Raw genomic sequence first — 24507 nt, 5'->3', positions numbered from 1 at the left:
TGACCCCACTCGCCGAAAAGGCCACCTACGGTCTGTCACGGAGCCGCCGCCGCCCGATGGGCCTCCCACGGCATCAACGTCACCACGCGCCACCTGCGTGCCTGAATTCACCTCCCCCTGTCCTACAGCCACCCGCCATGCGATAAGCGATGCCTACCGGCTCATTCCCATCGTCCGCTTACGCCATCTGGACTTTCCGATAGGATCAACGCCGCGCAATAAATGGGCGAATTATGCGGGAAATATGCGAAGTTAAGCCCTTCTTGGTCTCGCTGGCCCTCAAGCTTCCTGTCCCTGGCAAAGCGGACCGCCCGTCTGGCGACCAACCACAAAACGCATACGGGCCCTTTGCCTTTTGCTGAACTGACCGGCCGCCCCCGAGCGCACCATGACGCTCTATAACGCTGCCAGACGGCCTGTTCGACGAGCCGCGAGCCGCCAGCCAGGTGCGCGCGCCGGCCGCGATCGGCTGGCCCGCGGCCTAAGCGGGCCGACGCTGCACAGTCATGCAATGGTAACGCATTTGGGCAGGCGCGTTGGACACCGGGATGAAGATCGGGACGCCCGGCTTATCGGACGCTTATAATTCCTGCGTTGGTCGATCCTCACTGAGCCTGACCACATGATCGAGGATCGCAGGATGCAACGGATGTTCGAAAGCGCATCCGGATTCATGCGCCCGCGTCCAGAGGATCTGCGCCCGACGAGCCTCGAAGCCGGGGAGCATGATCCACAAATAGCTTCCGACGATCAATTTCATGAAGCTTTGGAGCCGAAAGCCCGTGACCGACATATCGGCAACCCGACTGACAAACCAGGGTTCGCCGGGGCGTCGCACTTTGACGCTGACGAGCAGATGACGGCGCTCGGCGAGCCGGCCCTGTTGATCTAATTGCGTTTGTTGCTCCGCCGTCATGCTTAATCGCCCTGCCCCATTTCCTCCTTCTGCGCCTGGAGCGTAATAAAAGCGTTAAAGCGGGATGCCCGACGGCAGATTCAAAAAGGGGCCGCAAAGGCGGCCCCTTTCAGATTCGATATTTCCACGGCGATTGGCGGCCCTACTGGTGACGACGGGAAGTCTGCATCGCCGCCGTTGAGCCGTCAGACCTTAGAAATTGCCATATTGCTCGTTACCGACGAAACCCAATTTGGTCACGCCAGCCCGCTTGATCTCAGCCAAAACCTCGTCGACCTTTACATAGCGGGTCTGGGCATTTGGCTGGAACTGCAACTCCGGCTCCACCGGCAACCGCAGCGACTGCTGCAGATACTGGCGCAGGGTCAGTAGATCGATCGGCGCGCCGTTCCAGGTAATGATCCCGCCGGTGTCGATCGCGACCTTATTCTTGACCGGGTCGATCACGCTATCGGTAGGCGGCGAGTTTTGCGGCAGATCGATCTTAACCGCGTGGGTCTGGATCGGGATGGTGATGATGAACATGATGAGGAGAACGAGCATGACGTCGATCAACGGCGTCGTGTTCATTTCCACCATCGGCTCGCCATCGTCCGATCCGGTGCTCATTGACATGAGGCGATACTCCTAGAAAAACGCTTACAGACGCTGGGTGTTCGTGCCCGGCTCGGGCTCGGAAATGAAGCCCACCTTGGGGAAGCCGGCCCGTTGCATCGTATAGATGGTGCCGCCGATGCACCGATAAGGGACGTTGATGTCGCCGCGGATATGCACTTCGGGCAGATCCTCGGGCGTCAGGTTCGCTACACCGCCGGCCTTTTTGATGTCCGCTTCGAGCTTCGCGACCGCACGGTTGAGAAGTTCGCTGGAACTCACCTTGGTCAGGTTCCAGTAGACCGCGCAGCTGCCATCGGCGGCTGAGGTGATAGAAAGCGAGACATTTTCCGGCTTCGTCGTAGTCGGCTCGAATGCGACCTTGGGAAGCTTGAGCTGAACGGTCTGGACGACGACCGGAACAGCGATGAGAAAGATGATGAGCAACACCAGCATGACGTCGACGAGCGGCGTCGTGTTGATGTCGGACATCGGCTTGTCGTCACCGCCGTCGGAGCCAACACTCATTGCCATTTATAAAATCCTAACATCCGTATCGATGGCGCCCCATGTCGCGAGGCCCACGGCCGGGGAGACAGCGGACGGTCGCAACCGTCCGTCCGCCGTCTCACCGGCGTCTGCACAATCAGGCTTTGGTCGGAGCGGCAGCCGGCTTGGCGGCCACTGCAGGCGCAGCGGCAACCGAAGGCCGCACCGCGCCATTCGACACCAGGAACGCCAGCAGATCGACCGTGAAGCCGTTAAGCTGTTCGGCGATCGACTTGTTGCGGCGCTGCAGGAAGTTATAGGCAAGCACCGCAGGAACGGCCACGGCCAGACCCAGCGCGGTCATGATTAGCGCTTCGCCGACGGGGCCGGCGACCGCGTCGATCGATGCCTGCCCTGCCGCGCCGATCTTGATGAGCGCGCGATAGATGCCGATAACCGTACCGAACAGACCGATGAACGGCGACGTCGAACCCACCGTCGCAAGGAAGGCGAGACCGCCACCCAGGTTGGAGTTGATCGACGCTTCCGAACGGGCCAGCGAACCGTGCAGCCAGTCATGTGCCTCGACCGGGTCGGTCAGCTTGCCATGCTCTTCCTGCGCCTTGATGCCGTCGTCGACGATCTGCTTGTAGGCCGAATTCTTTTCGAGCTTGGCGGCCGCTTCCTTAAGCGAAGCCGAACGCCAGAAAGTGGCGCGCACCTTCTTGCCCTGATTGATTACCTTCTGCTGTTCGATCAGCTTGGTGAACAAAATGTAGAAAGTGCCGATCGACATGATCACGAGAATGCCGAAAACGGTCTGCGCGATGAGGCCACCCTGTTCGAGCGCCTCCTTGAGGCCGTACGGGTTAGCCGCCTTCGGGGCGGCGGCGGCTGCGAGATACATCAACATGTGCAAGACTTCCCTCTAATAGGTCAACAAAAGGGGAAGGCCGCGCGGAGCGCCGGCCTTCCCGTCAATATTATTCCGGCAATCGCCACGTGATGCGGCCATTGTACGTGTCGGACATGGGAGCACCCCCGACAGCGGTAGCCGGCTTGAAGCGGGCACGCTTGGGCAGCAGACGACATGTCGCTTCGTCGAGGTCGGCATGACCCGTAGACGATGTGATCGTGCAACTCGTGACTCGGCCATCGGGACCGATTTCCAATCGAAACCCGGCCGTACCCGCACGCTCTTCACGCTGGGCGCGACTTGGATAGTCCGCGTCGCTCACCCAGCTCCCCGGGGCACCCCTTGGAGCCGCGCGGCTCGCAGGCGCCGCAGGAGGAGGCGGAGGCGGAGGCGGCGCGGGAGCCGGCGTCGGCAGGAATACCGGCGGAGGCTTGGGCACAGATTGGATCTGCGGCGCCTGCACAGGCGTCTGCACGATCGGGGGCGGAGACACGACCGGCGGCGGCTCGACCGGCTGGTCTGGCGGCGGCGGCGGCGGCTCCTCGTCTGGTGGCGGGGGCTCTTCCTTGACGTCGATCACGTTCAGCTGTTCCGCCGCCTTTTTGACATATTTCATGCCAAGGCCGGTCACGAAGGCATAGCCCAGAACAGCGTGAATGAGGGCGACGATGACGATCGAGACGGTGCGACTCGATCCTTGCGAGTGGTCAGCATAGGCCATTCGGCAACGACACTCCTTAACTCATCTATCTGTTGTTGTACAAATCAGCCAAAAACGACCAAAGCCGTCCGGGGTGCACCCGACCAGCTTCGGCCACTATCCGTCAGTTTCATCCCGAACGAACTCCTATCGCGGCACATCGTGGCACGCAAACGCTTTATCGAAGAACCCATTTGCGGTTACCATTTCATACATGAATGACTTGCCTGTGACATCCGCGCCACGGCTCGCGATCTTAGGACGAAAGTGAAAATGAAATCCACCATCATATTAAAAGCTGGTCGGGGGCTCTGCCTCATTTCAGCCCTAAATCCTGCGGTTTTCCTAATGTCGGCTGGATCGGCGACTGCCGTTGAAAGGGCGCAGAACAGCGCTTTGCAACCGTCGCGGCTGAGTTACGCGGACATAGTCGACCTTGCCGATACCGCGCCGCTGGTTCTTCAGGCTCGCGTCCTCAATATGATAGCATTGCCGCCCGCGCCGGCCACAAATGTGGTTCCGGGCACCCGCCGCTATTATATTGAAGCGCAGGTTACGGGACTGATTCGCGGCGACGGCGGCATCAGTCCGACGGTTAGCTATCTTTATGACGTCCCGCTCGACGCGCGCGGCAAGCCGCCCAAGCTCAAAAAAACGACGGTGATCCTGTTTGCCCGTGCCGGCGCCCGGCCCGGCGAGATCCAGCTGACTGCACGCGACGCGCAATTGGCGGCGACGCCTGCCGAAATCAGCCGGGTGAAAGCGATTCTCTCCGATCTCGTCGCCCCTGGCGCGCCGCCCCGCATACTCGGCCTCGGCGACGCGTTCCATGTCGCGGGCACCGTGGCGGGGGAAGGCGAGACACAGATTTTCCTGCGCACCGAGAATGGTGAGCCCGTCTCGCTTTCGATCATCCGGCGACCGGGGCTTGAGCCGCGCTGGGCCCTGGCGCTGGGCGAGATCGTGGACGAAGCGGCGCGCCCGCCCGAACGCGGCAGCCTGCTATGGTATCGCCTCGCCTGTGGCCTGCCCCCTAGCTTGCCTCCCCGGTCGGTGCGGACACTGGCGGCGCCCGATGCGGAAGCGGCGCGGGCGGATTATGAATTGGTGATCGCGGCACTGGGCCGTTGCGATAGGACCAGACCGGCAAGCTGACCTTCACGGCGGCACGGCGCCGCTTTTCCTTGGACAGCGGCGCGACGGCGGCTATCAGCGCGGCTTCCATCCAGCCCAAGCCCAGGGATCCGGCACGCCATGACCAATCTGCACCGTCACGCACCGCTGCGCGTCGCGCTCGTCGGCCTGGGGACAGTCGGCGGCGGCGTGATTCGGCTGCTCCAGACCAATGGCGACCTGATCGCGCGGCGGGCGGGCTGCCCGATCCAGATCGTCGCCATATCGGCGCGTGATCGCAACAAGGATCGCGGCGTCGACCTTTCGCCGTTCGAATGGGTCGACGACATGACGACGCTGGCTGCGCGCGACGATATCGACGTCATCGTCGAGCTGATCGGCGGCGCGGACGGCCCGGCGCTGACGCTTGCGCGCCAGTGCCTGAGCGCGGGCAAGCCGTTCGTCACCGCCAACAAGGCGATGCTCGCGCATCACGGGCTTGATCTGGCGACGCTGGCGGAAAAGGCCGGCATCGCGCTCAAATTTGAAGCGGCAGTCGCCGGTGGCATCCCGGTCATCAAGGGGATGCGTGAAGGCGCGGCGGCGAACGAGATCGCCCGCGTCTATGGCATCCTCAACGGCACCTGCAACTATATCCTGACGACGATGGAGAAAGAAGGCCGGGGCTTTGACGAGGTGCTGAAGGAAGCGCAGGAGCTGGGCTATGCCGAAGCCGATCCCGGCTTCGATATCGATGGCGTGGACGCCGCGCACAAGCTGTCGATCCTTGCCTCCCTCGCCTTCGGCACGGAAATCGACTTTCCCCACGTCGCGACCACCGGTATCCGCCATGTGATCGCCGCTGACATCGCCGAAGCGGCGGCGCTGGGTTTTCGCATCCGCCTGGTCGGGATGGCCGATAATGGGCCGGACGGACTGTTCCAGCGCGTGCATCCGATGCTGGTGCCGACCGACCATCCGCTCGCCCATGTTGACGGATCGCTGAACGCGGTCGTGGCGGAAGGCAATTTCGTCGGCCGCCTGTTCTTCCAGGGGCGTGGTGCTGGCGACGGCCCGACTGCCTCGGCCGTCGTTGCCGACCTGATCGACGTCGCTCGCGACGAATATGGCGACGCCTTCGCCATGCCCGTCGCCGCGCTGTTGCCCCAGCCGCCAGCCGATGCGGGCCGCCGCACCGGCCGCGCCTATATGCGCTTCAAGGTGCAGGACCGGCCGGGCGTGCTGGCAGAAATCGCCGCCGCCACTCGCGATGCGGGCGTTTCGATCGAAAGCATGATCCAGCGCGGCGCGAATCAGGCCGATGGCGTGCTGGTCGCCATCGTCACCCATGCCGGCGAAGAGCGCTGCGTACGGGATACGCTGGAACGGCTGGCGGGATCGGATAGCCTCCTCCAGACCCCGATCGTGATGCATATTCTCGATTAGCCGGGCCGGTCGCCGGTCAGCGCACGTTCGGCCAGACCCGCGTTTTCATGTTGGCGGCCACCCCGTGCCTAAGCGGCCCTGTGCCGAGGAGTTTGCTCGACAAGGCCGGGATGACATCCTATCCGCCTGCCATATAAAAAAGGCGGAGGAATGCACATGGGACAGGCCGATTCAGTTCTCGATCGGGTGCTGGTTCTCGAAATGGTGCGGGTGACCGAGGCGGCTGCGATCGCGGCGTCCAAACTCGTCGGCCGGGGCGATGAAAAGGCGGCGGACGCCGCTGCGGTCGAGGCTATGCGGCTCGCCTTCAACGATCTCTACATGGATGGCACGGTCGTCATCGGCGAGGGCGAGCGCGACGAAGCGCCGATGCTCTATATTGGCGAGAAAGTGGGCGCCGCGATCGGCTCCGGTCCGCGAATCGACATCGCGCTCGATCCGCTGGAGGGGACGACGATCACCGCCAAGGCGGGCCCCAATGCGCTGGCGGTACTGGCCATCGCCGAAGAAGGCGGGCTGTTGAACGCGCCGGATGTCTATATGGACAAGATCGCCGTGGGACCGGGCTATCCCGACGGCATCATCGACCTCAACCGATCGGTCGCGGACAATGTCGCCGCGGTTGCGGACGCAAAGGGCGTGGAACCGTCCGACATCATCGTGTGCGTGCTCGACCGCCCCCGGCACGAAAAGCTGATCGCCCAGTTGCGCGCGATCGGCTGCGGCATCATGCTGATTCCGGATGGCGATGTCGCGGGCGTTATCGCGACGACCGATCCGCAAACCACGATCGATATGTATATGGGATCTGGCGGTGCGCCCGAAGGCGTGCTCGCCTGCGCGGCGCTGCGCTGTGTCGGCGGGCAGTTCAAGGGACGCCTGCTGTTTCGCAACGAGGATGAAAAGGGGCGCGCCCGCAAATGGGGCATCACCGATTTCGACAAAATCTATGACCTTAAGGATCTTGCGAAGGGGGACTGTATCTTCGCCGCCACCGGGGTGACCGACGGATCGTTGCTGGCGGGGGTCAAGCGCCTGCCGGGTGGCCGGTTGACGACGCAAAGCGTGGTCATGCGGGCAAGCACCGGCACCGTGCGCTGGGTGAAGGGCGAACATCGACTGGATCACAAGCCGCGCTGAGGCTGGCTGGCAGCGTATTTTAACCGAGGCGGCGCAAGCTCGCTGCTTCAACCAGCGTCAGCGGCCAGCACGGTGATTGAGATCATGGCCGAGGGCCAGGATGGCGACACCGAGCACGGTATAGACGCTTTCCTGAAAACCATGATCCATAGTGAGCGCGCCGGCCATGATGCCCAGACCCAGCGCCCCGATCGCGGCGGGCATCATGAAGCCATGCGCGACCGCACCATGGCCGAGCGCTACCGCGCCGAGCAGGATCGCCAACACCAGACCGGTCTCGTGAAATAACGGATTTTCGAAAATGCCGCCAGCCGAAGCCAGCAGACCCAGCAGCACAGCCGTGGCGAAACAATGCGCGACGCACAGGCCGGACACGGCCATTGCGACTCGGTCGATCCGACCATGGGCGAATATATGGCGAAGGCTGAGCGTCATCGTGACGGCTACATAAGCCCCCGCGCGTAAAGTTACAATATATCATTCAGCCGATGTGAGAAAGCGCCTTTCAGGCAGCAAGGCGCAGGCAATTGCGGCCGCTATGCTTGGCGCGGTAAAGCGCCTTGTCAGCCGCCTCAAGCATGGTCGCGCCCGTCGCTGCGCCTTCCAGTGCGACGAGGCCCGCGCTGAACGTCACGGTCACGACCCGGCCATTGCCGATCTCCACCGGGTTGGTCGCTAGCATCAGGCGCAACCTCTCGCAAATGCGGCTCGCGCGATCGATATCGGCATTGCGCAGGAGGATCGCGAATTCCTCGCCGCCCAGCCGGCCGATCCGATCATTGCCGCGCACGCCCGGCCGCAGCCTGTCAACGAAGGCGCGAAGCACTTCGTCCCCCGCTGCATGACCATGGCGGTCGTTGATCGCCTTGAAATGATCGATATCGATGAGCAACAGGCAAGATCGCGCGCCGCGGCTCGCCGCCCGGATTTCTTCGTCCAGCTGCTGCAGAAACGCCCGGCGACTGTCCGCTCCGGTGAGTGCGTCGCGGTTGGCCACCTGTTGCAGCGCTTCCTGCAAAGCCTTGTGACGCGAAATATCACGCACCGTGCCGACGACGCCGACGGGCGCGCCGCAATCGTCCAGGATCGCGCGCATCACCACCTCGCACCATTTGCCGTCGTAACGCCCCGATCCGAGGGAGCGAAATTCCACCTTGTGAACATCGTCGCCATGCGCCAGCGCCCGCCGGTGCGTGACGACCACGGCTGCCCGATCTTCCGGGCTGATCAGGTCGAGTGCCGATCTGCCGATCAGGCTGGCCGGATTGATGCCGATCTGGTCCGTGACTGACGGCGAGGCATATTGGATGACGCCGTCCACGCCGAGGTTGAAAACGACATCGCCACTATGTTCGGCGAGGATTCGAAACCGCTCCTCGCTTTCGCGCAGCATCTGAAACAACCGGCGACGGCCATTAAGTTCGGCCGAAACAGGCACCGACAACAGAAAGGTGAACGCCAGATAGAGCTGAAAAAACTGAATATGTTCGCCTGGAAGACCGGGAAGCCGCGAGATCGGGCCGACGCCCCCCATGGTTGCCGCACCGCCGATGAACGCCAGGACGACAATCGACGCGGCGGAGCCCAGATGGCCGATGCGGAAGGCGATGATGACGAGCGGCAGCACCGGTGCGAACAGCAGCGGGTAACGCGCCCTGTAGAAGACCCACCATGTCGTCAGCGCAAACAGGATGAGCCAGCCCAATGCTTCCACCTTGGTCTTCGCGGATGTATCGCGGATCCATCGGCGGCCTTCGCCTTGCAGTAGCAACGTCAGAATCGGCGTGCAGGTAAGCCCGCCCAGAACATGGCCGGCATACCATTGCAGCCAGGCACCCGAGAAGGACACCGTCGTTAGATGGGAGGCGACGAGAGCGGCGCCCAGCCCACACATGATATTGGCGACGCCGCCCAAGGCGATGATGAAGACGACGAGCAGTCGCAGCGAGGCCGCGCCGCTCCCCCTTCCCGCGAATCGACGACATATCAGGGCGACGATGAGGGATTCGGCCATGTTGATGATGGAGAGGGGGATCGCGGCGAGCGGACCCATGCCGAACAGCGCAGTGGCGACGGCGCTGGCGATGCCACAAATTAGGATCATCCGCGGCCAGCAGGCCATGCGGGAGTTCATGAGTTGCGCCATCAGAAAGGCGTTGGCGCCCCAGATGAAGGCGAGCCCCCCTTCGAACCGGGAGACGCTCAACGCGCCGGCGGCGGTAAGGAAATAAAACAGGCCAGTCAGCGCTGGGCCCCACCAGGTCGGGGTATGATGAAGGGCGGTCCGTTGCATGGTCGGCCATGTCTTATGCCGCTATCGTTAAAATATGCTCACGATCCAGGCCATCCTGGTGCAGCCACGACAGCCGTCCCCGACATGAGCCCACTGGATCAGGACGCCGGCGTCATATGACGAAGCATCGCTTGCCAGCCGCCCAGCCGATACTGACGGGTCTCGCGCGGCATGGCGGGCATGAACTGCGCACCGGGCGGACGCATCGCGCTTGCCTCGTGCAGCGACGCGAACAGGCCGGCGCCGACCGCAGCCAGCATCGCGGCGCCCAGCGCCGTCGTCTCGACATCGGCAGGGCGTTCGACCGGAATGTCGAGCATATCGGCCATATCCTGCGCGATCCAGTCATTGGCGCTCATGCCGCCGTCGATCCGCAGCCTGTCCCATGGCGCGCCATCCGACGCGAAGGCTCCCGCGAGGTCATGGACCTGATGGGAAATCGATTCGAGCGCGGCCCGCACGACATGGGCCCGCGTCGATCCCTGGGTCAGGCCCGCGATCACGCCGGTCGCGTCCGGTCGCCAGTGCGGCGCGCCAAGGCCAGCCAGCGCGGGCAGCATGAAAACACCGCCATTGCCCGGAACAGATCGGGCAAGCGCCTCGCTATCTGCCGCCTGCACAATCAGGCCAAGCCCGTCACGCAGCCACTGGATCAGGCTGCCCGCAGCAAAGAGCGAGCCTTCGAGCGCATAGGCGCGCCGATCTCCTATCCTATAGAGTAAGGTGCCGAGCAGCCGATGCCGCGAAACGGGGATGACCGGTCCCATATTGGCGAGGATGAACGCGCCGGTCCCCAGCGTGGCCTTTGCCTCTCCGGGGTGGAGGCAGCTCTGGCCGATCATCGCGGCCTGCTGATCTCCGGCAAGACCGCAGATCGAGATCGGACCGCCGAACAGATCGGGCAGAGTCGAACCGAAGCTCCCGGCATTGTCGACGATTTCGGGCAAAGCCGCACGGGGCACGCCGAACAGGTCACACAAACCCTGATCCCAGCTGTCGCCGTCGAGCCGCACCAACTGGGTCCGGCTGGCATTGCTGGCATCGCTGACGTGGCAGCCGCCGGTCAGTTTCCATACCAGCCAGCTTTCGACCGTACCGAGCGCCAGACCAGCACCGGCGTCCCCGACGGCAGGAACATGATCGATCATCCAGCGGATCTTGGTGGCGGAGAAATAGGGATCGATAACAAGGCCCGTCGCCTCTTGCAGCATCGGCTCTAGCCCCGCCTCGCGCAGATCCGCGCATCGATCGGCCGTGCGGCGGTCCTGCCAGACGATCGCCCGTGCCAGCGGCTCGCCGGTCTTCCGGTCCCACGCGACGATCGTCTCGCGCTGGTTGGTTATGCCGATGGCGGCGATGCGGGACGCGCCTCCTGCCCGCTCGACCATCTGGCGCGCGCATTTCAAGGTTCGCTCCCAGATTTCGGCGGCGTCATGCTCCACCCAGCCGGGCTGTGGATAATATTGCGTGAGTTCCGCCTGTGCTGTCGCGATCCGCGTACCCTGCGATGCGTAGAGCATGGCCCGGGTCGACGTCGTGCCTTCGTCCAGCACCAGGATATATGGCTCGCTCAAGACTGCGCCTCCAGCCATGCATCGAGCCGCGCAACCTGCACCGGGTTGAAGCGCAGCCCCAATTTGGTGCGCCGCCAGAGAATATCCTCGCTCGTCCGCGCCCACTCCTGCGTCATGAGATGGCGCAGTTCGACTTCGGTCAGGCCATGGCCGAACGCTTCGCCGAGCATCCCAGGGTGGGAAGCGTCCGCCAGCCAAATCCGCGCCCGCGTGCCATAGGCGCGGGCGATCCGGTCGACCGTAAACCGTTGCAGAAACGGGTAGTCCGCCGCCAGCCCGGCTGTCAGCGCAGGAAGGCCTGTCATCGAAAAATCGCCGCCCGGAAGCGGCGTGTCGGCTGTCCAGTCCTTAGAGCCAAGGCCGGGCATGCGCTGCCGAAGCAAGTCCACCGCTTCAGCCGCGAGGTGACGATAGGTCGTGATCTTGCCGCCGAAGATATTGAGCAAGGGCGGCTCCCCCTCCAGTTCGAGCGTGTAGCCGCGCGTAGCGGCTTCGGGCCTTGCCGACCCGTCGTCGATCAGCGGCCGCACGCCCGCATAGGACCATAGCACATCCGCCGGCGCGATCGCGCGCGCGAAAAAACGGCTGACGCTGTCGCAGAGATAGGCGATCTCTTCCGCGCTGGCGGCGACCCGATCGAGGCCGCCGTCATGATCACGGTCGGTCGTGCCGATCAGCGTGAAATCGCTTTCATAGGGTATGGCAAAGATGATGCGGCCATCGGGAAGCTGAAACATATAGGCGAAATCATGGTCGAACAGGCGCGGCACGACGATATGGGAGCCGCGCACCAGACGCATGAGCCGATCGGACGGTTGGTGCGCCCGGTCGAGTAACGCAAGGACCGAAGGCCCGGTCGCGTTGACGACCGACCGGGCGCGAAAGCAGGTTTCGCTGCCATCCGGCGTCCGGCTCTCCAGCGACCACAGGCCATCGATGCGCTCAAGGCGGATCACTTCCGTTCGCGTCCGGATGTCCGCGCCACGATCGGCGGCATCGCGGGCGTTGAGTATGACGAGCCGGGCGTCGTCGACCCAGCCGTCGGAATAGATATAGGCGGGGCCAAATCCGGGACCGAGCGGATCGCCCGCCCGATGGTGCCTCAGGTCGATCGCCTCTGTGGGCGGCAAGGCGCGACGGCCGCCGATATGATCGTAGAGGAACAGTCCCAGGCGCAACAGCCAGCGCGGACGTAGCCCCGGCACCCAGGGTAGGACGAAGCGCATCGGATGGATGATGTGCGGTGCGATGCGCCAGAGCCGCTCCCGTTCCGACAGAGCCTCGCGCACCAGCCCGAAAGCACGATGTTCAAGATAGCGCAATCCGCCGTGGATCAGCTTGGTCGAGGCCGAGGAGGTGCCCTGCGCCAGGTCGCCGCGTTCGAACAGCAAGACCGACGCCCCGCGCCCGGCGGCGTCGCGCGCGATCCCGCAACCGTTCACGCCGCCGCCGATCACGGCGATGTCATAGGGCTCCTGCTCCATGGACTGCATCATTGCCGGCGATGCTAGCCACTGCGCGCGGGCGTGGGAACTGATTTTGGAGATAAGGGGCCGGTGCGCAACGTGCGGGCCGGCTTTGCAAATCAGATGGGGGGATTGAGCAAATCAGGCCTTTTCAAGCGTGCATTGCAGTGGATGCTGGTTCTGCCGGGCGAAATCCATCACCTGATTGACCTTGGTTTCCGCGACTTCATAGCTGAAGACTCCGCACACGCCGACCCCGCGCTGATGAACATGCAGCATCACCCGCGTCGCCTCCTCCATATTCATGCGGAAAAAGGACTGGAGCACATGGACGACGAATTCCATCGGCGTATAATCGTCGTTCAGCATCAACACCTTGTAAAGCGATGGCTTTTTGGTGCGGGTACGGGTGCGGGTGGCGATACCGACGCCGGGCGCGCCGGTGCCTTCGCCCTGATCATCCTGATCCTTGCCCGCCATCATTGCGGGACGTGCCGATAGTGAGCCGATGCTGTCCATGATGGACGAGAATATGGCGATTTACCGGCCCATGGCAAGGGGCGAGAATGATAGCAATGATCGCGAACGGACAAAAAGAAGCCCGCCTTCCTGTTGCGGAAGGCGGGCTTCTTTCAATCGTCTATGACGCTGCGCTCAGGCGGCGAGCGACTTGACCTTGTCGGTGACCAAGCTCACGCGAGCGGTCAGCGGCTGGGCGATTTCGCCAGCCAGCTTGAGGAACGCTTCGCTGTTCTTGGCCGCTTCCTTGGTGAAGTCGTCGAAGCTGCTCGAAATCAACTGGCTGTGCAGTTGGAAGAATTCCGTCGGGGTCTTGACCGTCGAATAGCTCTTGAACGAGGCGGTCGCCTTTTCAAAGCTCTTGCGGCTGTAGTCGACGGCATCCTGGCCCAGCGTCTCGACGCCCTTGGCGGCGATCTTGCCGGATTCGACCAGCGCTTCGACATTGCCCTTGGCAAGATCGCTGATTTCTTCGATTGCCTTGGTCGACTTTTCGACGCCGGCCTTGGCCTTTTCGTTCAGACCGGCATAAACGGTCTCAAGCTTCGCCTTGGCGTCTTCGGCGAACTTCTTGCTGGTTTCCATCACGTCGTTCATCATCGTGGTTCCTTCTATGATTGGCAAAGGGTCGGAGGGAGTGGGCGCGGCTTCGACCGTCGAAAGGACGGGCGTTTCCGGCACAGGCGCGGCATCCACCGCTGTGGTCGAGGCGGCCACTGCGAGCGGCGCAGGAGCAGCGGCGATATCGGCAACCGGCGTTACGGGCTCAGGCTTTGCTGATACGGGCGCCGGGCTTGCCACCGGCGTTTTCTTGGGCAGGACCTTGGCCGGCGCGCTACCGATGGCCGATTCAGCGGCCTTCAGCGCTTCGCTGGCCGACAGCGTGGTCGCCGGGCCTTTCGCCTTGAATGGCTGCTTTGCAGATGTCGTCTTCGGGGTAACGGCCACAACCAACTCCTCTTGTTGCAGTGCACAATAAGCTAATTCATGCAACTTTGCAAGGATTATTGTGCACTGCAACAAAAGTGAGATATTCGGTTCGTCTCAGTTAAAAGGCGGAACGCCGCAATGCCAGTCAGGACATATCCTGACGTCTGTTCCTAACGGCTTTTCACATAGCTGCCGGGCGCGTCTTCCAGGGCTTTCAGCTTGCCCTTTCCGGGCTTGCGTGCGCCCGTGGCCGACACGGTCGAATCCCCCAGCCCGCGTACCCAGTCGGCCCAGTCGGGCCACCAGCTCCCCTTGGTTTCCGTGGCGTTATCGATGAATGCGTCGAGCGAAGGTTGAGCCGAATCGCAGGTCCAATACTGATATTTCCCCGCAGCCGGCGGGTTGATGACGCCCGCAATATGGCCGGAACCCGCGAGCAGGAAGCGCACTGGCCCCGAAAGCTGCCCCACTAGCTTCCAGACGCTGGGGAGCGGTGCGATATGATCCTCCCGACCCGCCTGCACATAGGCCGGCGTCTGGATGCGGTGAAGGTCGATCGGCGTGCCGTCGACGCTGAGCGCATCGGGCACCACGAGCTTATTGTCGCGATAGAGCTGATTCAGATAATCGCGATGCCAGCGCGCCGGCAGGTTGGTGGTGTCGCCATTCCAGTGCAGCAGGTCGAAGGGCGGATAATCCTCCCCCAGCAAATAATTATTGACGACATAGCTCCAGATCAGGTCACGCCCGCGCAGCAGGTTGAAGGTCGCGGCCATATATCGCCCGTCGAGATAGCCGCGGGCCGACAACTGATCGAGAAGCGCCATATGCTCGTCGTCGATGAACAGGGTGAGGTCGCCGGCCTCGGTGAAATCCACCTGCGCGGTAAAGAAGGTCGCGCTCGCCACTTTGTCGGCCTCGCCCCGCGCCGCCAGCAGCGCCAGCGTCGCGGCGAGCGTGGTGCCGCCCACGCAATAGCCGATGGTATGGACGCTGGGCACGTCCAGAAGCTCGCGCACCGAATCGATCGCATCGACCTGGCCGCGCAGGATATAGTCGTCCCACATCAGATCCTTCATCGACTCATCGGCAGACTTCCACGACACCAGGAATACGCTGATGCCCTGATCCACCGCCCATTTGACGAAGCTTTTTTCCGGGCTGAGATCGAGAATATAGAAGCGGTTGATCCATGGCGGGAAAATGACGAGCGGCGTCGTGAGCACCCTGGGCGTCGTCGGCGCATAGTGGATGAGCTGATAGAGTGGCGTTTCCTTGATGACCTTGCCGGGCGTCGCGGCAATGTTGCGGCCAAGCTCGAACGCCTTGCCGTCGGTGTGGGTCAGCTGACCTTTCTCAAGGTCGGCCATCATATGCTTTAGGCCCCTGACCAGATTTTCGCCCCCCGTCTGGATCGTTCGCTCCATGACTTGCGGGTTGGTTAACGCGAAATTGCTTGGTGAAAGCGCATCGATGAGCCCCGTCGTGGCAAAACGCAGCTTGGCCTTCTGTTTGGGATCGCCGCCGTCCACCGAATCGGCGAGGCGCAACAGATAGTCGGACATCAGCAAATAGCTTTGCCGGATCACGTCATAAAAGGGGTTGGCCGTCCAGGCCGGGTCGGCAAAGCGGCGGTCCCGCGCCGCTGCGGGACTCCCCGGCGGCGGCGGCTGGGGCTGGTCGCGAAACAGTCCGCCCGAATCGAGGAACCGCTGCCATAGCGCCAGTCCCTCGTCGAAGAAGCCGGTCTGGATGCGGGCCACCGCCTCTGGATCGAATGGCAGGGCCTGCCCCGAGGCGCCCGCTACCTGCTCCAGCATGAGTTGCTGGGTGCGCCCGATGACATCGGTCCATTGCTGCATCTGCTCCAGCGTCGGCAGATGCGGTTCGGTCGCCTGCGTTGTATTCGTGGCCATTTCGCTCTCCCCGGCCTTGTCCCCTGCACCGCTTTCGCTGGCGCGGCCATCGCGCCCGGTATATAGCCGGGACGCGTCGCCGCAAAAGCACGCACCCCACTATCCTCCACGGAGCGCCTTCAGGAAAGCCTTATAATGTCCGAAGAATTCTATCGCATCAAACGCCTGCCCCCCTATGTCATCGCCGAAGTCAACGGCATGCGGGCCGCGGCGCGCGCGGCGGGCGAGGACATTATCGATCTTGGCATGGGCAATCCCGATCTGCCGCCTCCCCCGCATGTCATAGCCAAGCTGATCGAGGTAGCGTCCAAGCCCGACGCGCACGGCTATTCCCAGTCCAAGGGGATTCCGGGGCTGCGCAAGGCGCAAGCGAATTATTATGGCCGCCGCTTTGGCGTCGATCTCGACCCCGAAACCGAAGTCGTCGTGACGATGGGGTCGAAGGAGGGTCTCGCCAGCCTCGCGACCGCCATCACCGCGCCGGGCGACGTTGTGCTGGCCCCCAACCCCAGCTATCCGATCCACATGTTCGGCTTCATCATCGCCGGGGCGACGATACGCTCCGTGCCGACGACGCCGGACGAACATTATTGGCAGGCGCTGGACCGGGCGATGGCCTTCACCGTGCCCCGCCCGAGCGTGCTGGTGGTCGGCTATCCGAGCAATCCCACAGCCGAAACCGTCGACCTGGCCTTTTACGAACGGCTGGTCGCCTGGGCACGGGAGAACAAGGTGTGGGTGCTGTCCGATCTTGCCTATTCCGAACTTTATTATGACGGCAACCCGACGCCCTCGATCCTTCAGGTGCCGGGCGCGAAGGATGTGGCGGTCGAGTTCACCTCGCTCAGCAAGACCTATTCCATGGCTGGCTGGCGCATCGGCTTCGCGGTGGGAAACCGCCAGCTCATCTCTGCGCTGACGCGGGTGAAATCCTATCTCGATTATGGCGCGTTCACGCCCATTCAGGCAGCGGCCTGCGCTGCGCTCAACGGGCCGCAGGATATCGTGCAGAAGAACCGCGAACTCTATCACAAGCGCCGCGACGTGCTGGTCGAAAGCTTTGGCCGGGCGGGCTGGGAAATCCCAGCACCGCGCGCTTCCATGTTCGCCTGGGCGCCTTTGCCGCCCGCGCTCAAGGACATGGGGAGCCTCGAATTTTCCAAGCAATTGCTCACCCATGCCAAGGTCGCGGTGGCGCCGGGCGTCGGCTATGGCGAGGATGGCGAAGGCTATGTCCGTATCGCCATGGTCGAAAATGAGCAAAGATTGCGGCAGGCTGCGAGGAACGTGAAAAAATATCTCCAGTCCATGGGCATCAACACGCCCGCCAAGGGCGCCGCCTGAGCAGTTCGGGCGAGGCGCGATGCGGTTGGCCATGGGACGATGAACGCCGCTATGAACGCCCTGCCCCAGGTTTCCCAGGTCGCGCAGACGATCCAGCTCGCGCTGGCGCCGGTATTCCTGCTTACCGGGATCGGCGCGTTCCTTAACGTCTGCACCGGTCGGCTGGCGCGTGTGATCGACCGGGCGCGCAAGGTCGAAACACTGGTATTGTCCACGCGCGGGCGGGAGCATGACCGGCTGGTCAGCGAGATCCGCATGCTCGACCGGCGCATGAGCGTCGTCAACAGCGCGATATTCCTGTCGGTGGCGTCGGCCTGCGCGGTCTGCCTCGTCGTTATACTGCTGTTCGCGGGCAATCTGTTCGGCGCGCATCTGGGCACGCCGATCGCGATCCTGTTCAGCCTTGCCATGGTCTTACAGGCCGCCGCGTTCGGCACCTTCATTCAGGAGATCCGGCTCGCGTCGCGCACTATCCACATCCGCAACGAGGTGCTTTACCACGAGGCCGAGGATGAGGCGGACGCGCAGCCATGACCAAGTTCACCGTCAATGACCGCCCCGTCCATTATCGCATGGACCCTGACACGCCGCTGCTGTGGGCGCTGCGCGACGCGTCAAACCTTACCGGCACGAAATATGGCTGCGGGACCGGCGATTGCGGTGCCTGCACGGTCGACATCGATGGGGAGGCGATCCGTTCCTGCCAGATCAGCATCGGCAAGACCGAAGGGCGGTTCGTCACGACGATCGAGGCGCTCTCGCCCGATCGCGGCCATCCTGTGCAACAGGCGTTCATTGCCGACAATGTCTCGCAATGCGGCTATTGCATTCCCGGCATGATCATGGCCGCGTCGGCCCTGCTACGCCGGAACGCCAATCCGACCGACGCGGATATCGATGCCGCGATCACCAATATCTGCCGCTGCGGAATCTATCCCCGCTTGCGCGGTGCGATCCAGCGAGCCGGGCGGATCATGCGGGGCGAGGAGCAGGTGACCGGCGCGCCGCCTCCCGGCATCACGCCCGACGATGCCGGGCGCGACGTTCCGGCATTGCGCAAGCCGTAGGAGCGCATCAACCGAACCGGTATCCCGACACCGTCCAGCCAAGCACAGTGTTGCGATGATCGCCAACGGCGGGATCGTCCCCACCGGCACCCGGCGCCACCATCAGCGGCTGCAGATGCTCCTCGCGCGGATGGCGAAGCGCGCATGCGGCAGCATCTCCCATGCGGCGATCCGGGCGGCGCGGCGTTGCGGGTCAGGGTCGGTCAGGGCATCATGCAGGGCGTCGCCCCACTCCACCGATGGCCCGGTGGCTGCCGACCCGCGTACGGCAAGATTATGGAAGCTCATGCCCGATCCGACGATCAGCACGCCTTCGTCCCGCAACGCCGACAATGCTTGTCCGGCTGCGACATGGGCGAGAGGATCGAGATCACGTCGCAGGGACATCTGCGCAACCGGTATGTCGGCTTCCGGCAACGCGACCTCGAGCGGAATGAAGACGCCATGGTCCCAGCCGCGCGCCGATTCCTCTTGCGTCGCAAAACCGGCGTCGGTCAGCAAATCCGTGACGCGCCGGGCAAGGCGGGGCGCGCCCGGCGCGTCCCAGCGCAGCCGGTAGATGTGCGGCGGAAAGCCATGATAGTCAAACAGCGGAGTCGGGCGATCCTCGGCATGGATGGTGAAGGCCGGCTCCTCCCAATGGCCCGACACGATCAGGATAGCGGGGCCGCTCCCGTCTATCAGGCCGCGCAGACGATTCTGCACCGGTTGCCAAATTGGATCGCAGTGCGGCGGTCGGGGCCGCCTGCGTTCATGAAGAAGCAGGGACCGCCATGGGGAATGAAAAAGGTCGGCTGTCTCATGCCGGCTAGATCGGGGTCGCGGAATCGGGACGTAACCCCGCGCCGCGAAACAATCCGTTTCAGACGTTTCCTACGCCTGCATCGGCAAGCATGGGCGCGAGCGCGCCGGCCAATGTCGCGCCCGAATAGGGTTTTTTGACCAATATGATGTCACGAAAGCGGGTCGGCAGCTCCAGCCCGTCGCCATAGCCTGTCGCGAACAGGAACGGAATGCCGCGTTCGACCAGCATATCCGCTACGGGCAGGCTGCTCTCGTTACCGAGGTTGAAGTCCAACACAGCGAGATCGACGCGATGGAGCGCGATCGCCTCCAGCGCCCTGCCGACACTGGCGGCCGTCAGCACCTCCGCACCGATATCGCGCAACGCGTCTTCGCCATCCATGGCGATGATCATATTATCTTCCACCAGCAGAACAACGCGGCCCCCGAGCAATTCCGGCGTCGGCGCGACCACGGGCGCGGGATGGGCCTGCCCGACAACATCGGGCAACACCGACACCACATGAGCGGACGGGATGCAGAAACGGGCTTCCAGCCCCGCCAGCCGATAGTCGATCTGGACGGCGCCATCCAGATCATAGGGGATGGAGCGATCGATAACCGTCGATCCAAAGCCGCGCCGCGTAGGCGCGACCACGGCCGGACCCCCGCTTTCGGTCCAGTGTATAAGCAGGCTGCCATCGTCATCGACTCGCCAGTCGATCGCGATCGTACCACTATCGGACAATGCGCCATATTTGGCCGCGTTAGTCAGCATTTCATGGATGACGAGCGCCAGCACGGTAAAAGCACCGGGGGTCAGCAGCACATTGGGGCCCGTCAGCCTTACCCGGTCGCGCCGTTCGCCAAGATACGCCCCGGCCTCGACCTCGATCAGGTCGTAGAGGCGCGCGGGGGCCCAGCGGTCGGCGGTGATCTGATCATGCGCGCGAGCCAGCGCATGGACCCTGCTTTCCAGCGTCTCGATAAACGCATCCACCGAAAGGGCGCTGTCTTTCGTCTGTGAAATGAGGCCGCGAATCAGAGACAGGATATTGCGGACCCGGTGGTTGAGCTCGGCGATCAGCAATTCCTGCTTCTCATGCGCGCGCTGACGCTCTTCGTCGACCGAATCGGACAGACGCAGCACGACTTCGAGCAGGGCGGTACGCAGCGCTTCGGCGACGCGCAGTTCCGCAGGCTTGAAGGGAATGGCGCGGCCCTTGACCAGTTCCGACCATTGCTCGAAACTTTTGCGGGGGGTCAGACGTGGGCCGTTGGGGCCATGTTCGATAGTTTTTTCCTGCTTGCCCGCCCAGCGCACCGAGCGCAGCTGTTCGGCGCGGAACAACACGACATAGTCGCGCGGTTTGCGCGACAAGGGGATCGCCAGCAGGCCCGACGCCCGATCGGCATAAGCGACCGCCTCGGGCATGATGCCGATGATGTTGTCGGTGCTGAAGACCTGACTCGCAGCATTCCGGTTGAGCATCGACACGATCGCGGAAAAGGCCGCCGGGTCCGGGGTCAGGCCCGAAAAGCTCATCCGCCCATCGGTATAGACCGCCACGCCGTCGGCCGGGATAGTGTCGAAGATGATATCGCCCAGCCAGGGGGCGTCGGAGAGCAGATCATGATCCTGCGCCACCGCCGCCATCAGCCGATCGGCGACCTGTCGCGCTTTACCCTCATATTCCGCCGTTTCGGTCCGTTCACGGCTTTCGAGCATCATCGAGAATATCTGGCCGAACAGCTCGGCGGCGCTGCGTTGCGCAAAGCTCGGCAGGCGTGGACTATAATGATGACAGGCGAACAGCCCCCACAACCGACCGCCGACGACGATCGAGATGGAAAGCGACGCGGCGACGCCCATATTGACGAGATATTCGATATGAATGGGCGACACCGCGCGCAGCAGGCAAAGCGACATGTCCAGCGCCGCGCCCGAAGGATCGAGCGTCGGCACCACCGGCACGGGCTGCGCCTTCACGTCGGCGATAATGCGGAAGATGTTGCGAACATAGAGCGCACGCGCCTGCGCGGGGATGTCGGATGCGGGATAGTGCAGGCCAAGGAAGCTCTCGACGCCGGGCCGCAGCGCTTCGGCCACCACTTCGCCATCGCCGCTGGCGGCAAAGCGATAGACCATCACGCGGTCGAACCCGGTCACGGCCCGCACCTGTCGCGCGCCGTCCCGCAGGAACGCGGCCATCGAATCGGTCTGGGCAAGGCGCGCGACCATCGAGCGGACCATGCCGGCCGCTTCCATCTCGTCGGCAGCCGCCGGCTCCGCTTCGATCATCACCAGCGACCCGGAGAAATGCACCGCAACGTCGAAGGGACGGCCGCCCTCCATCAGGATGAGCGAGAAGATCGGCTCGACTGCGTCGGGGCCCCGCAGCAAGGTAATCCGGTTGCGGATATTATGCACCGCATCCTGCCGAAAAATGCCCGCAATGGGACGCCCCAGCAGCTCTGCGGGCTCGAGGCCGATATGATGGCCGCTATTGGCCGACACCCGCGACACGAGCCAGTCGGCGGTCAGGGCGATCAGGAAGCCGAACGACTGAATCGTGCCCGGCACATGGATGGGCTCGCGGTCGCAATTATTGATGTCGACGGCAAAATTCTGCGTTGCCGCCAGTACTGCGCTATCAGCTTCGTCCTTGTCAGCCATTTGCCGGTTCATCCTGTTGCGCGCCCGCCGCAGCGAACAGTGCGAAGGCGGCTTGCGCGCCTGCAACCGCATCCCTTAACCAGCCGTCGCCGCCAGCCGCGCCAGCTTCGTCCATGGACGCTTGGAAAGCAGCCCAGCCGCCTTTAGGGTGCACCGCCAGCAGATAGGAACGAGGCAGATCGGCCGGCACCCGACGCGCCAGCATCGCCCCGCCAAGCCGCGATCCTTCCAGTGCATAAAGCAGCCCCCAGCGAAAAGCCTCGCTCACGCGGCGATCGAACTTGAGTGCGGGGGGCATCGCATATCCCAGCGCCGCAAGATCGCCGGTGATCAGCGGCAGGCGAGGGGAAGCAGGTTTCGCCACAGGCTCAATCGCGCCGAGCGCGCGGGCATGGGCCAGGAGAAAGGCGCCATATTCGAAAGAGAAATCAAGCCGGAAGCGCGAAAACAGCGCATCGACGCTATGATGGCTTTGGGCTGTCGCGGTGCGCAGCGCCTGGCGGATAAGGCCATGAGAAACGATCGTCACCAATTAGCCCTACGGATTGTTACGCACCAGTGCCATGATTTGCATCAATTTTGAAAAGGCGCAGCGCTAACTGGCCGATTACGCGGCACAAAAAGTGTGAATAAAGGCAATGGAAGGGTAGTGTCGAGCCCTTCTATGCCTGCCAAGCTTTCTAATCGCTGACGGATGAATTCAGCATCGCGACATCCTGGCTGATCTAAAAGCTCTTTAACAGGGGCGTCATGCCCACTGAAGGAAGGCAGAGAGATGTTGAGGAAGATCATTCTGGCTGGCCTGATGGCCGCCACGGCATTTGGCGGTATCGCCCCGGCTTATGCCCAGGGGCGAAGTGATGGCCGAGACGGACGCCCCGATCGCGCCCAGCGCGAAGGCGGCGCGCGCCCGGAAGGCCGCTGGCAGTGGCAGGGAAACCGCCAGCCGGCCCAACAGATACAGCAGCAGGCTCAGCATCCGGTTGACCGCCCGGTGCCCGGCCGGAACTGGCAGCAACGCAATGACGGCGAAGCGCGGCAACGCGCGGGGACTGGTGGAGCGCCGGATCGGCGCGAGGGCCAATGGCAGCAGCGGACGGGCCGCTCGGCCGGGCAGGAGCAGCGTCAGCCTCCGGTCGCCGGCGGCAATGACGATCGCTATCTGCGGGGAAATGCCGTCGACAACGGTCAGATCCGGCGCGACGGCAACCGCAACGACAGGCAGGACTGGCGTCGCGACGGGCGCGTCGACAATCGCGGCGGGAACGACGGACCCGGCGTGAATGATGGCCGGCGCTGGAACGGCGACCGCAATAATGACGGGCGCAACGGCGGCTGGCGCAATGGCGACGCGCGCAATAGCGGGCTGCGCAACGACGGTCGCCGCTTCGACGACCGGACCCGCTGGTCCGATCAGCGGCGGTGGGACAATGGCTGGCGACAGGACCGGCGCTATGACTGGTCCAGCTATCGCGCCCGCTATGGCGACCGATTCCGCATGGGTCGCTATGACGCCCCGCGCGGTTGGAGCTATGGTTATCGTCCCGTGTCGACCGGCTTCTTTTTGTCGAGTCTGCTCTATTCCAACAATTACTGGCTCGATGATCCGTATAGCTATCGCCTCCCGCCCGCTTATGGCGCGATGCGCTGGGTACGCTATTATGACGACGCACTGCTGGTCGACACGCGCGACGGATATGTCGTCGACGTGATCCGTGACTTCTTCTGGTAAGCGCGCACAGGCCCGCAACTGATCGAGCTTCCTGAACTGGCCTTCAGGAATTCCTGGACCCGGAGCCGCAAGGTTCCGGGTTCTTTTCATTTGCGCGGGTGAACCGGGAAATGGCAGGGAGTCAACATGACGGAGATCATCGATGATGGTGGCGTCGGATCACCGATGCGCACGCAAATCGGCGCAGCGGTCCGGCAAAGGCTGGATCGCAATCCCATGGTCAGCCGGATCGCCGCGCCGAAGCTTGATATATATCATCGCCGCGATTTTCTGAGCGATGAAGAATGCGCCGGCCTACGCGCGTTGATCGACGACGAAGCCCGGCCCTCGACGCTGTTTTCTGGTAGCGCCAATGCCGATTACCGCACCAGCGCCAGCTGCAACCTCAACCCGTTCGATCCGCTGGTCGCCACGATCAGCGACCGCATCTGTGCGTTGACCGGCCTGTCTGCCGACACCGGCGAGACGCTCCAGGGCCAGCGCTATTATCCGGGCCAGGAATATAAGCATCATTGCGACTATTTTCCGGTGACGGCGGACTATTGGCCCGCGATGCTGGCGTCGGGCGGGCAGCGTTGCTGGACGGCGATGATCTATCTTTCGGCAGTCGAAAGCGGGGGTGAAACCGATTTCCCCCTGTGCGAATTCATGGTGCCGCCGCGTGAGGGCATGATCCTTGTCTGGAACAATCTCGATCCCGATGGCGCGCCCAATACCCAGAGCCTCCACGCCGCCCGGCCGGTGGTAAGCGGTTGCAAATATGTCGTCACCAAATGGTTTCGCGAACGGCCCTGGACGCCCTGAACAGCGCTCCGGCCCCGCCCACGCCATTACACATTGCGACATAAATGACTGATTCCTGACGATGTTATTCCACGCCGGTTCAGATGGA

Annotated in this window: 22 protein-coding genes and 1 pseudogene; 8 read left to right on the top strand and 15 right to left on the bottom strand. The window is 63.3% G+C overall.

From position 1 onward, the window contains the following. Positions 1-580: 580 nt before the first annotated feature. The 5 genes from WG907_RS01805 to WG907_RS01785 form a co-directional block, all read right to left on the bottom strand. Positions 581-916, bottom strand: a complete 336-nt coding sequence (locus tag WG907_RS01805) for a PilZ domain-containing protein (protein ID WP_340230858.1) — start codon at positions 914-916, stop codon at positions 581-583. Positions 917-1108: 192 nt separating this feature from the next. After that, entirely contained in the window at positions 1109-1531 is a 423-nt protein-coding gene (locus WG907_RS01800; protein ID WP_340230857.1) for an ExbD/TolR family protein, read from the bottom strand. 24 nt (positions 1532-1555) lie between these two features. After that, positions 1556-2044, bottom strand: coding sequence for an ExbD/TolR family protein (locus WG907_RS01795; protein ID WP_340230856.1), 489 nt, complete (start codon positions 2042-2044; stop codon positions 1556-1558). A gap of 112 nt (positions 2045-2156) precedes the next feature. Continuing rightward, positions 2157-2912 (bottom strand): MotA/TolQ/ExbB proton channel family protein, encoded by a 756-nt coding sequence (locus WG907_RS01790; protein WP_340230855.1) that lies wholly within the window; start codon positions 2910-2912, stop codon positions 2157-2159. A gap of 70 nt (positions 2913-2982) precedes the next feature. Continuing rightward, a complete protein-coding gene (locus WG907_RS01785) occupies positions 2983-3636 on the bottom strand; it encodes an energy transducer TonB (RefSeq protein WP_340230854.1) in 654 nt (217 codons plus the stop codon). 327 nt (positions 3637-3963) lie between these two features. On the opposite strand from WG907_RS01785, the gene WG907_RS01780 reads away from it, so the two are divergent. The 3 genes from WG907_RS01780 to glpX all read left to right on the top strand — a co-directional run bounded on the left by WG907_RS01780 (position 3964) and on the right by glpX (position 7314). Beyond that, positions 3964-4770: a hypothetical protein gene (locus WG907_RS01780; protein ID WP_445326751.1), complete on the top strand. Its 807-nt coding sequence runs from the start codon at positions 3964-3966 to the stop codon at positions 4768-4770. A 99-nt stretch (positions 4771-4869) separates the two neighbouring features. Continuing rightward, the gene (locus tag WG907_RS01775; RefSeq protein WP_340230852.1) at positions 4870-6174 is read left to right on the top strand and encodes a homoserine dehydrogenase; all 1305 of its coding nucleotides are present in this window, start codon (positions 4870-4872) and stop codon (positions 6172-6174) included. Positions 6175-6330: 156 nt separating this feature from the next. Continuing rightward, positions 6331-7314: a class II fructose-bisphosphatase gene (glpX, locus tag WG907_RS01770; RefSeq protein ID WP_340231792.1), complete on the top strand. Its 984-nt coding sequence runs from the start codon at positions 6331-6333 to the stop codon at positions 7312-7314. A gap of 57 nt (positions 7315-7371) precedes the next feature. On the opposite strand, the gene WG907_RS01765 is transcribed toward glpX, so the two are convergent. The 7 genes from WG907_RS01765 to WG907_RS01735 all read right to left on the bottom strand — a co-directional run bounded on the left by WG907_RS01765 (position 7372) and on the right by WG907_RS01735 (position 16012). After that, positions 7372-7749 (bottom strand): MerC domain-containing protein, encoded by a 378-nt coding sequence (locus WG907_RS01765; RefSeq protein ID WP_340230850.1) that lies wholly within the window; start codon positions 7747-7749, stop codon positions 7372-7374. Positions 7750-7819: 70 nt separating this feature from the next. Further along, positions 7820-9607 carry a sensor domain-containing diguanylate cyclase gene (locus WG907_RS01760; protein ID WP_340230849.1) on the bottom strand — a complete coding sequence of 596 codons (1788 nt, stop codon included), beginning with the start codon at positions 9605-9607 and terminating at the stop codon, positions 7820-7822. A gap of 98 nt (positions 9608-9705) precedes the next feature. After that, a complete protein-coding gene (locus WG907_RS01755) occupies positions 9706-11181 on the bottom strand; it encodes a glycerol kinase (protein ID WP_340230848.1) in 1476 nt (491 codons plus the stop codon). Continuing rightward, positions 11178-12677 carry a glycerol-3-phosphate dehydrogenase gene (locus WG907_RS01750; RefSeq protein WP_445326750.1) on the bottom strand — a complete coding sequence of 500 codons (1500 nt, stop codon included), beginning with the start codon at positions 12675-12677 and terminating at the stop codon, positions 11178-11180. Before WG907_RS01750 ends, WG907_RS01755 begins: the two co-directional genes overlap by 4 nt. A 111-nt stretch (positions 12678-12788) precedes the next feature. Then, on the bottom strand, positions 12789-13166 hold the full coding sequence (gene clpS, locus WG907_RS01745) for an ATP-dependent Clp protease adapter ClpS (protein ID WP_340230845.1): 378 nt from the start codon (positions 13164-13166) through the stop codon (positions 12789-12791). A 135-nt stretch (positions 13167-13301) separates the two neighbouring features. After that, positions 13302-14114 carry a phasin family protein gene (locus tag WG907_RS01740; RefSeq protein WP_340230844.1) on the bottom strand — a complete coding sequence of 271 codons (813 nt, stop codon included), beginning with the start codon at positions 14112-14114 and terminating at the stop codon, positions 13302-13304. 152 nt (positions 14115-14266) lie between these two features. Beyond that, positions 14267-16012, bottom strand: coding sequence for a PHA/PHB synthase family protein (locus WG907_RS01735; RefSeq protein ID WP_340230843.1), 1746 nt, complete (start codon positions 16010-16012; stop codon positions 14267-14269). Between the two features lie 135 nt (positions 16013-16147). Between WG907_RS01735 and WG907_RS01730 the strand changes: the two genes are divergently transcribed. The 3 genes from WG907_RS01730 to WG907_RS01720 are packed head-to-tail and all read left to right on the top strand — an operon-like array spanning position 16148 to position 18423. Continuing rightward, positions 16148-17356: an LL-diaminopimelate aminotransferase gene (locus tag WG907_RS01730; protein WP_340230842.1), complete on the top strand. Its 1209-nt coding sequence runs from the start codon at positions 16148-16150 to the stop codon at positions 17354-17356. 51 nt (positions 17357-17407) lie between these two features. Next, positions 17408-17890, top strand: coding sequence for a DUF2721 domain-containing protein (locus tag WG907_RS01725; RefSeq protein WP_340230841.1), 483 nt, complete (start codon positions 17408-17410; stop codon positions 17888-17890). Beyond that, positions 17887-18423 (top strand): (2Fe-2S)-binding protein, encoded by a 537-nt coding sequence (locus WG907_RS01720; protein ID WP_340230840.1) that lies wholly within the window; start codon positions 17887-17889, stop codon positions 18421-18423. The genes WG907_RS01725 and WG907_RS01720 overlap by 4 nt, the downstream gene beginning before the upstream one ends. 7 nt (positions 18424-18430) lie before the next feature. On the opposite strand, the pseudogene WG907_RS01715 reads toward WG907_RS01720, so the two are convergent. The 3 genes and pseudogenes from WG907_RS01715 to WG907_RS01705 form a co-directional block, all read right to left on the bottom strand. Continuing rightward, positions 18431-19226: pseudogene (locus WG907_RS01715) on the bottom strand (DODA-type extradiol aromatic ring-opening family dioxygenase). A 59-nt stretch (positions 19227-19285) separates the two neighbouring features. Beyond that, positions 19286-21883, bottom strand: a complete 2598-nt coding sequence (locus WG907_RS01710) for an HWE histidine kinase domain-containing protein (RefSeq protein ID WP_340230839.1) — start codon at positions 21881-21883, stop codon at positions 19286-19288. Then, positions 21876-22415 (bottom strand): biliverdin-producing heme oxygenase, encoded by a 540-nt coding sequence (locus tag WG907_RS01705; protein ID WP_445326749.1) that lies wholly within the window; start codon positions 22413-22415, stop codon positions 21876-21878. Before WG907_RS01705 ends, WG907_RS01710 begins: the two co-directional genes overlap by 8 nt. Before the next feature lie 243 nt (positions 22416-22658). Between WG907_RS01705 and WG907_RS01700 the strand changes: the two genes are divergently transcribed. Continuing rightward, complete coding sequence (locus WG907_RS01700) at positions 22659-23615, top strand: RcnB family protein (protein WP_340230837.1); 957 nt, start codon at positions 22659-22661, stop codon at positions 23613-23615. A gap of 126 nt (positions 23616-23741) precedes the next feature. Next, complete coding sequence (locus tag WG907_RS01695) at positions 23742-24419, top strand: prolyl hydroxylase family protein (RefSeq protein WP_340230836.1); 678 nt, start codon at positions 23742-23744, stop codon at positions 24417-24419. Positions 24420-24507 lie beyond the last annotated feature (88 nt).

Origin of the sequence: Sphingobium fluminis, from assembly GCF_037723805.1 — a bacterium.
In the GTDB taxonomy this organism is placed as follows: domain Bacteria; phylum Pseudomonadota; class Alphaproteobacteria; order Sphingomonadales; family Sphingomonadaceae; genus Sphingobium.
The sequence above is the reverse complement of the archived record's forward strand: the minus strand, read 5'-3'. Positions and strand labels throughout refer to the sequence as shown.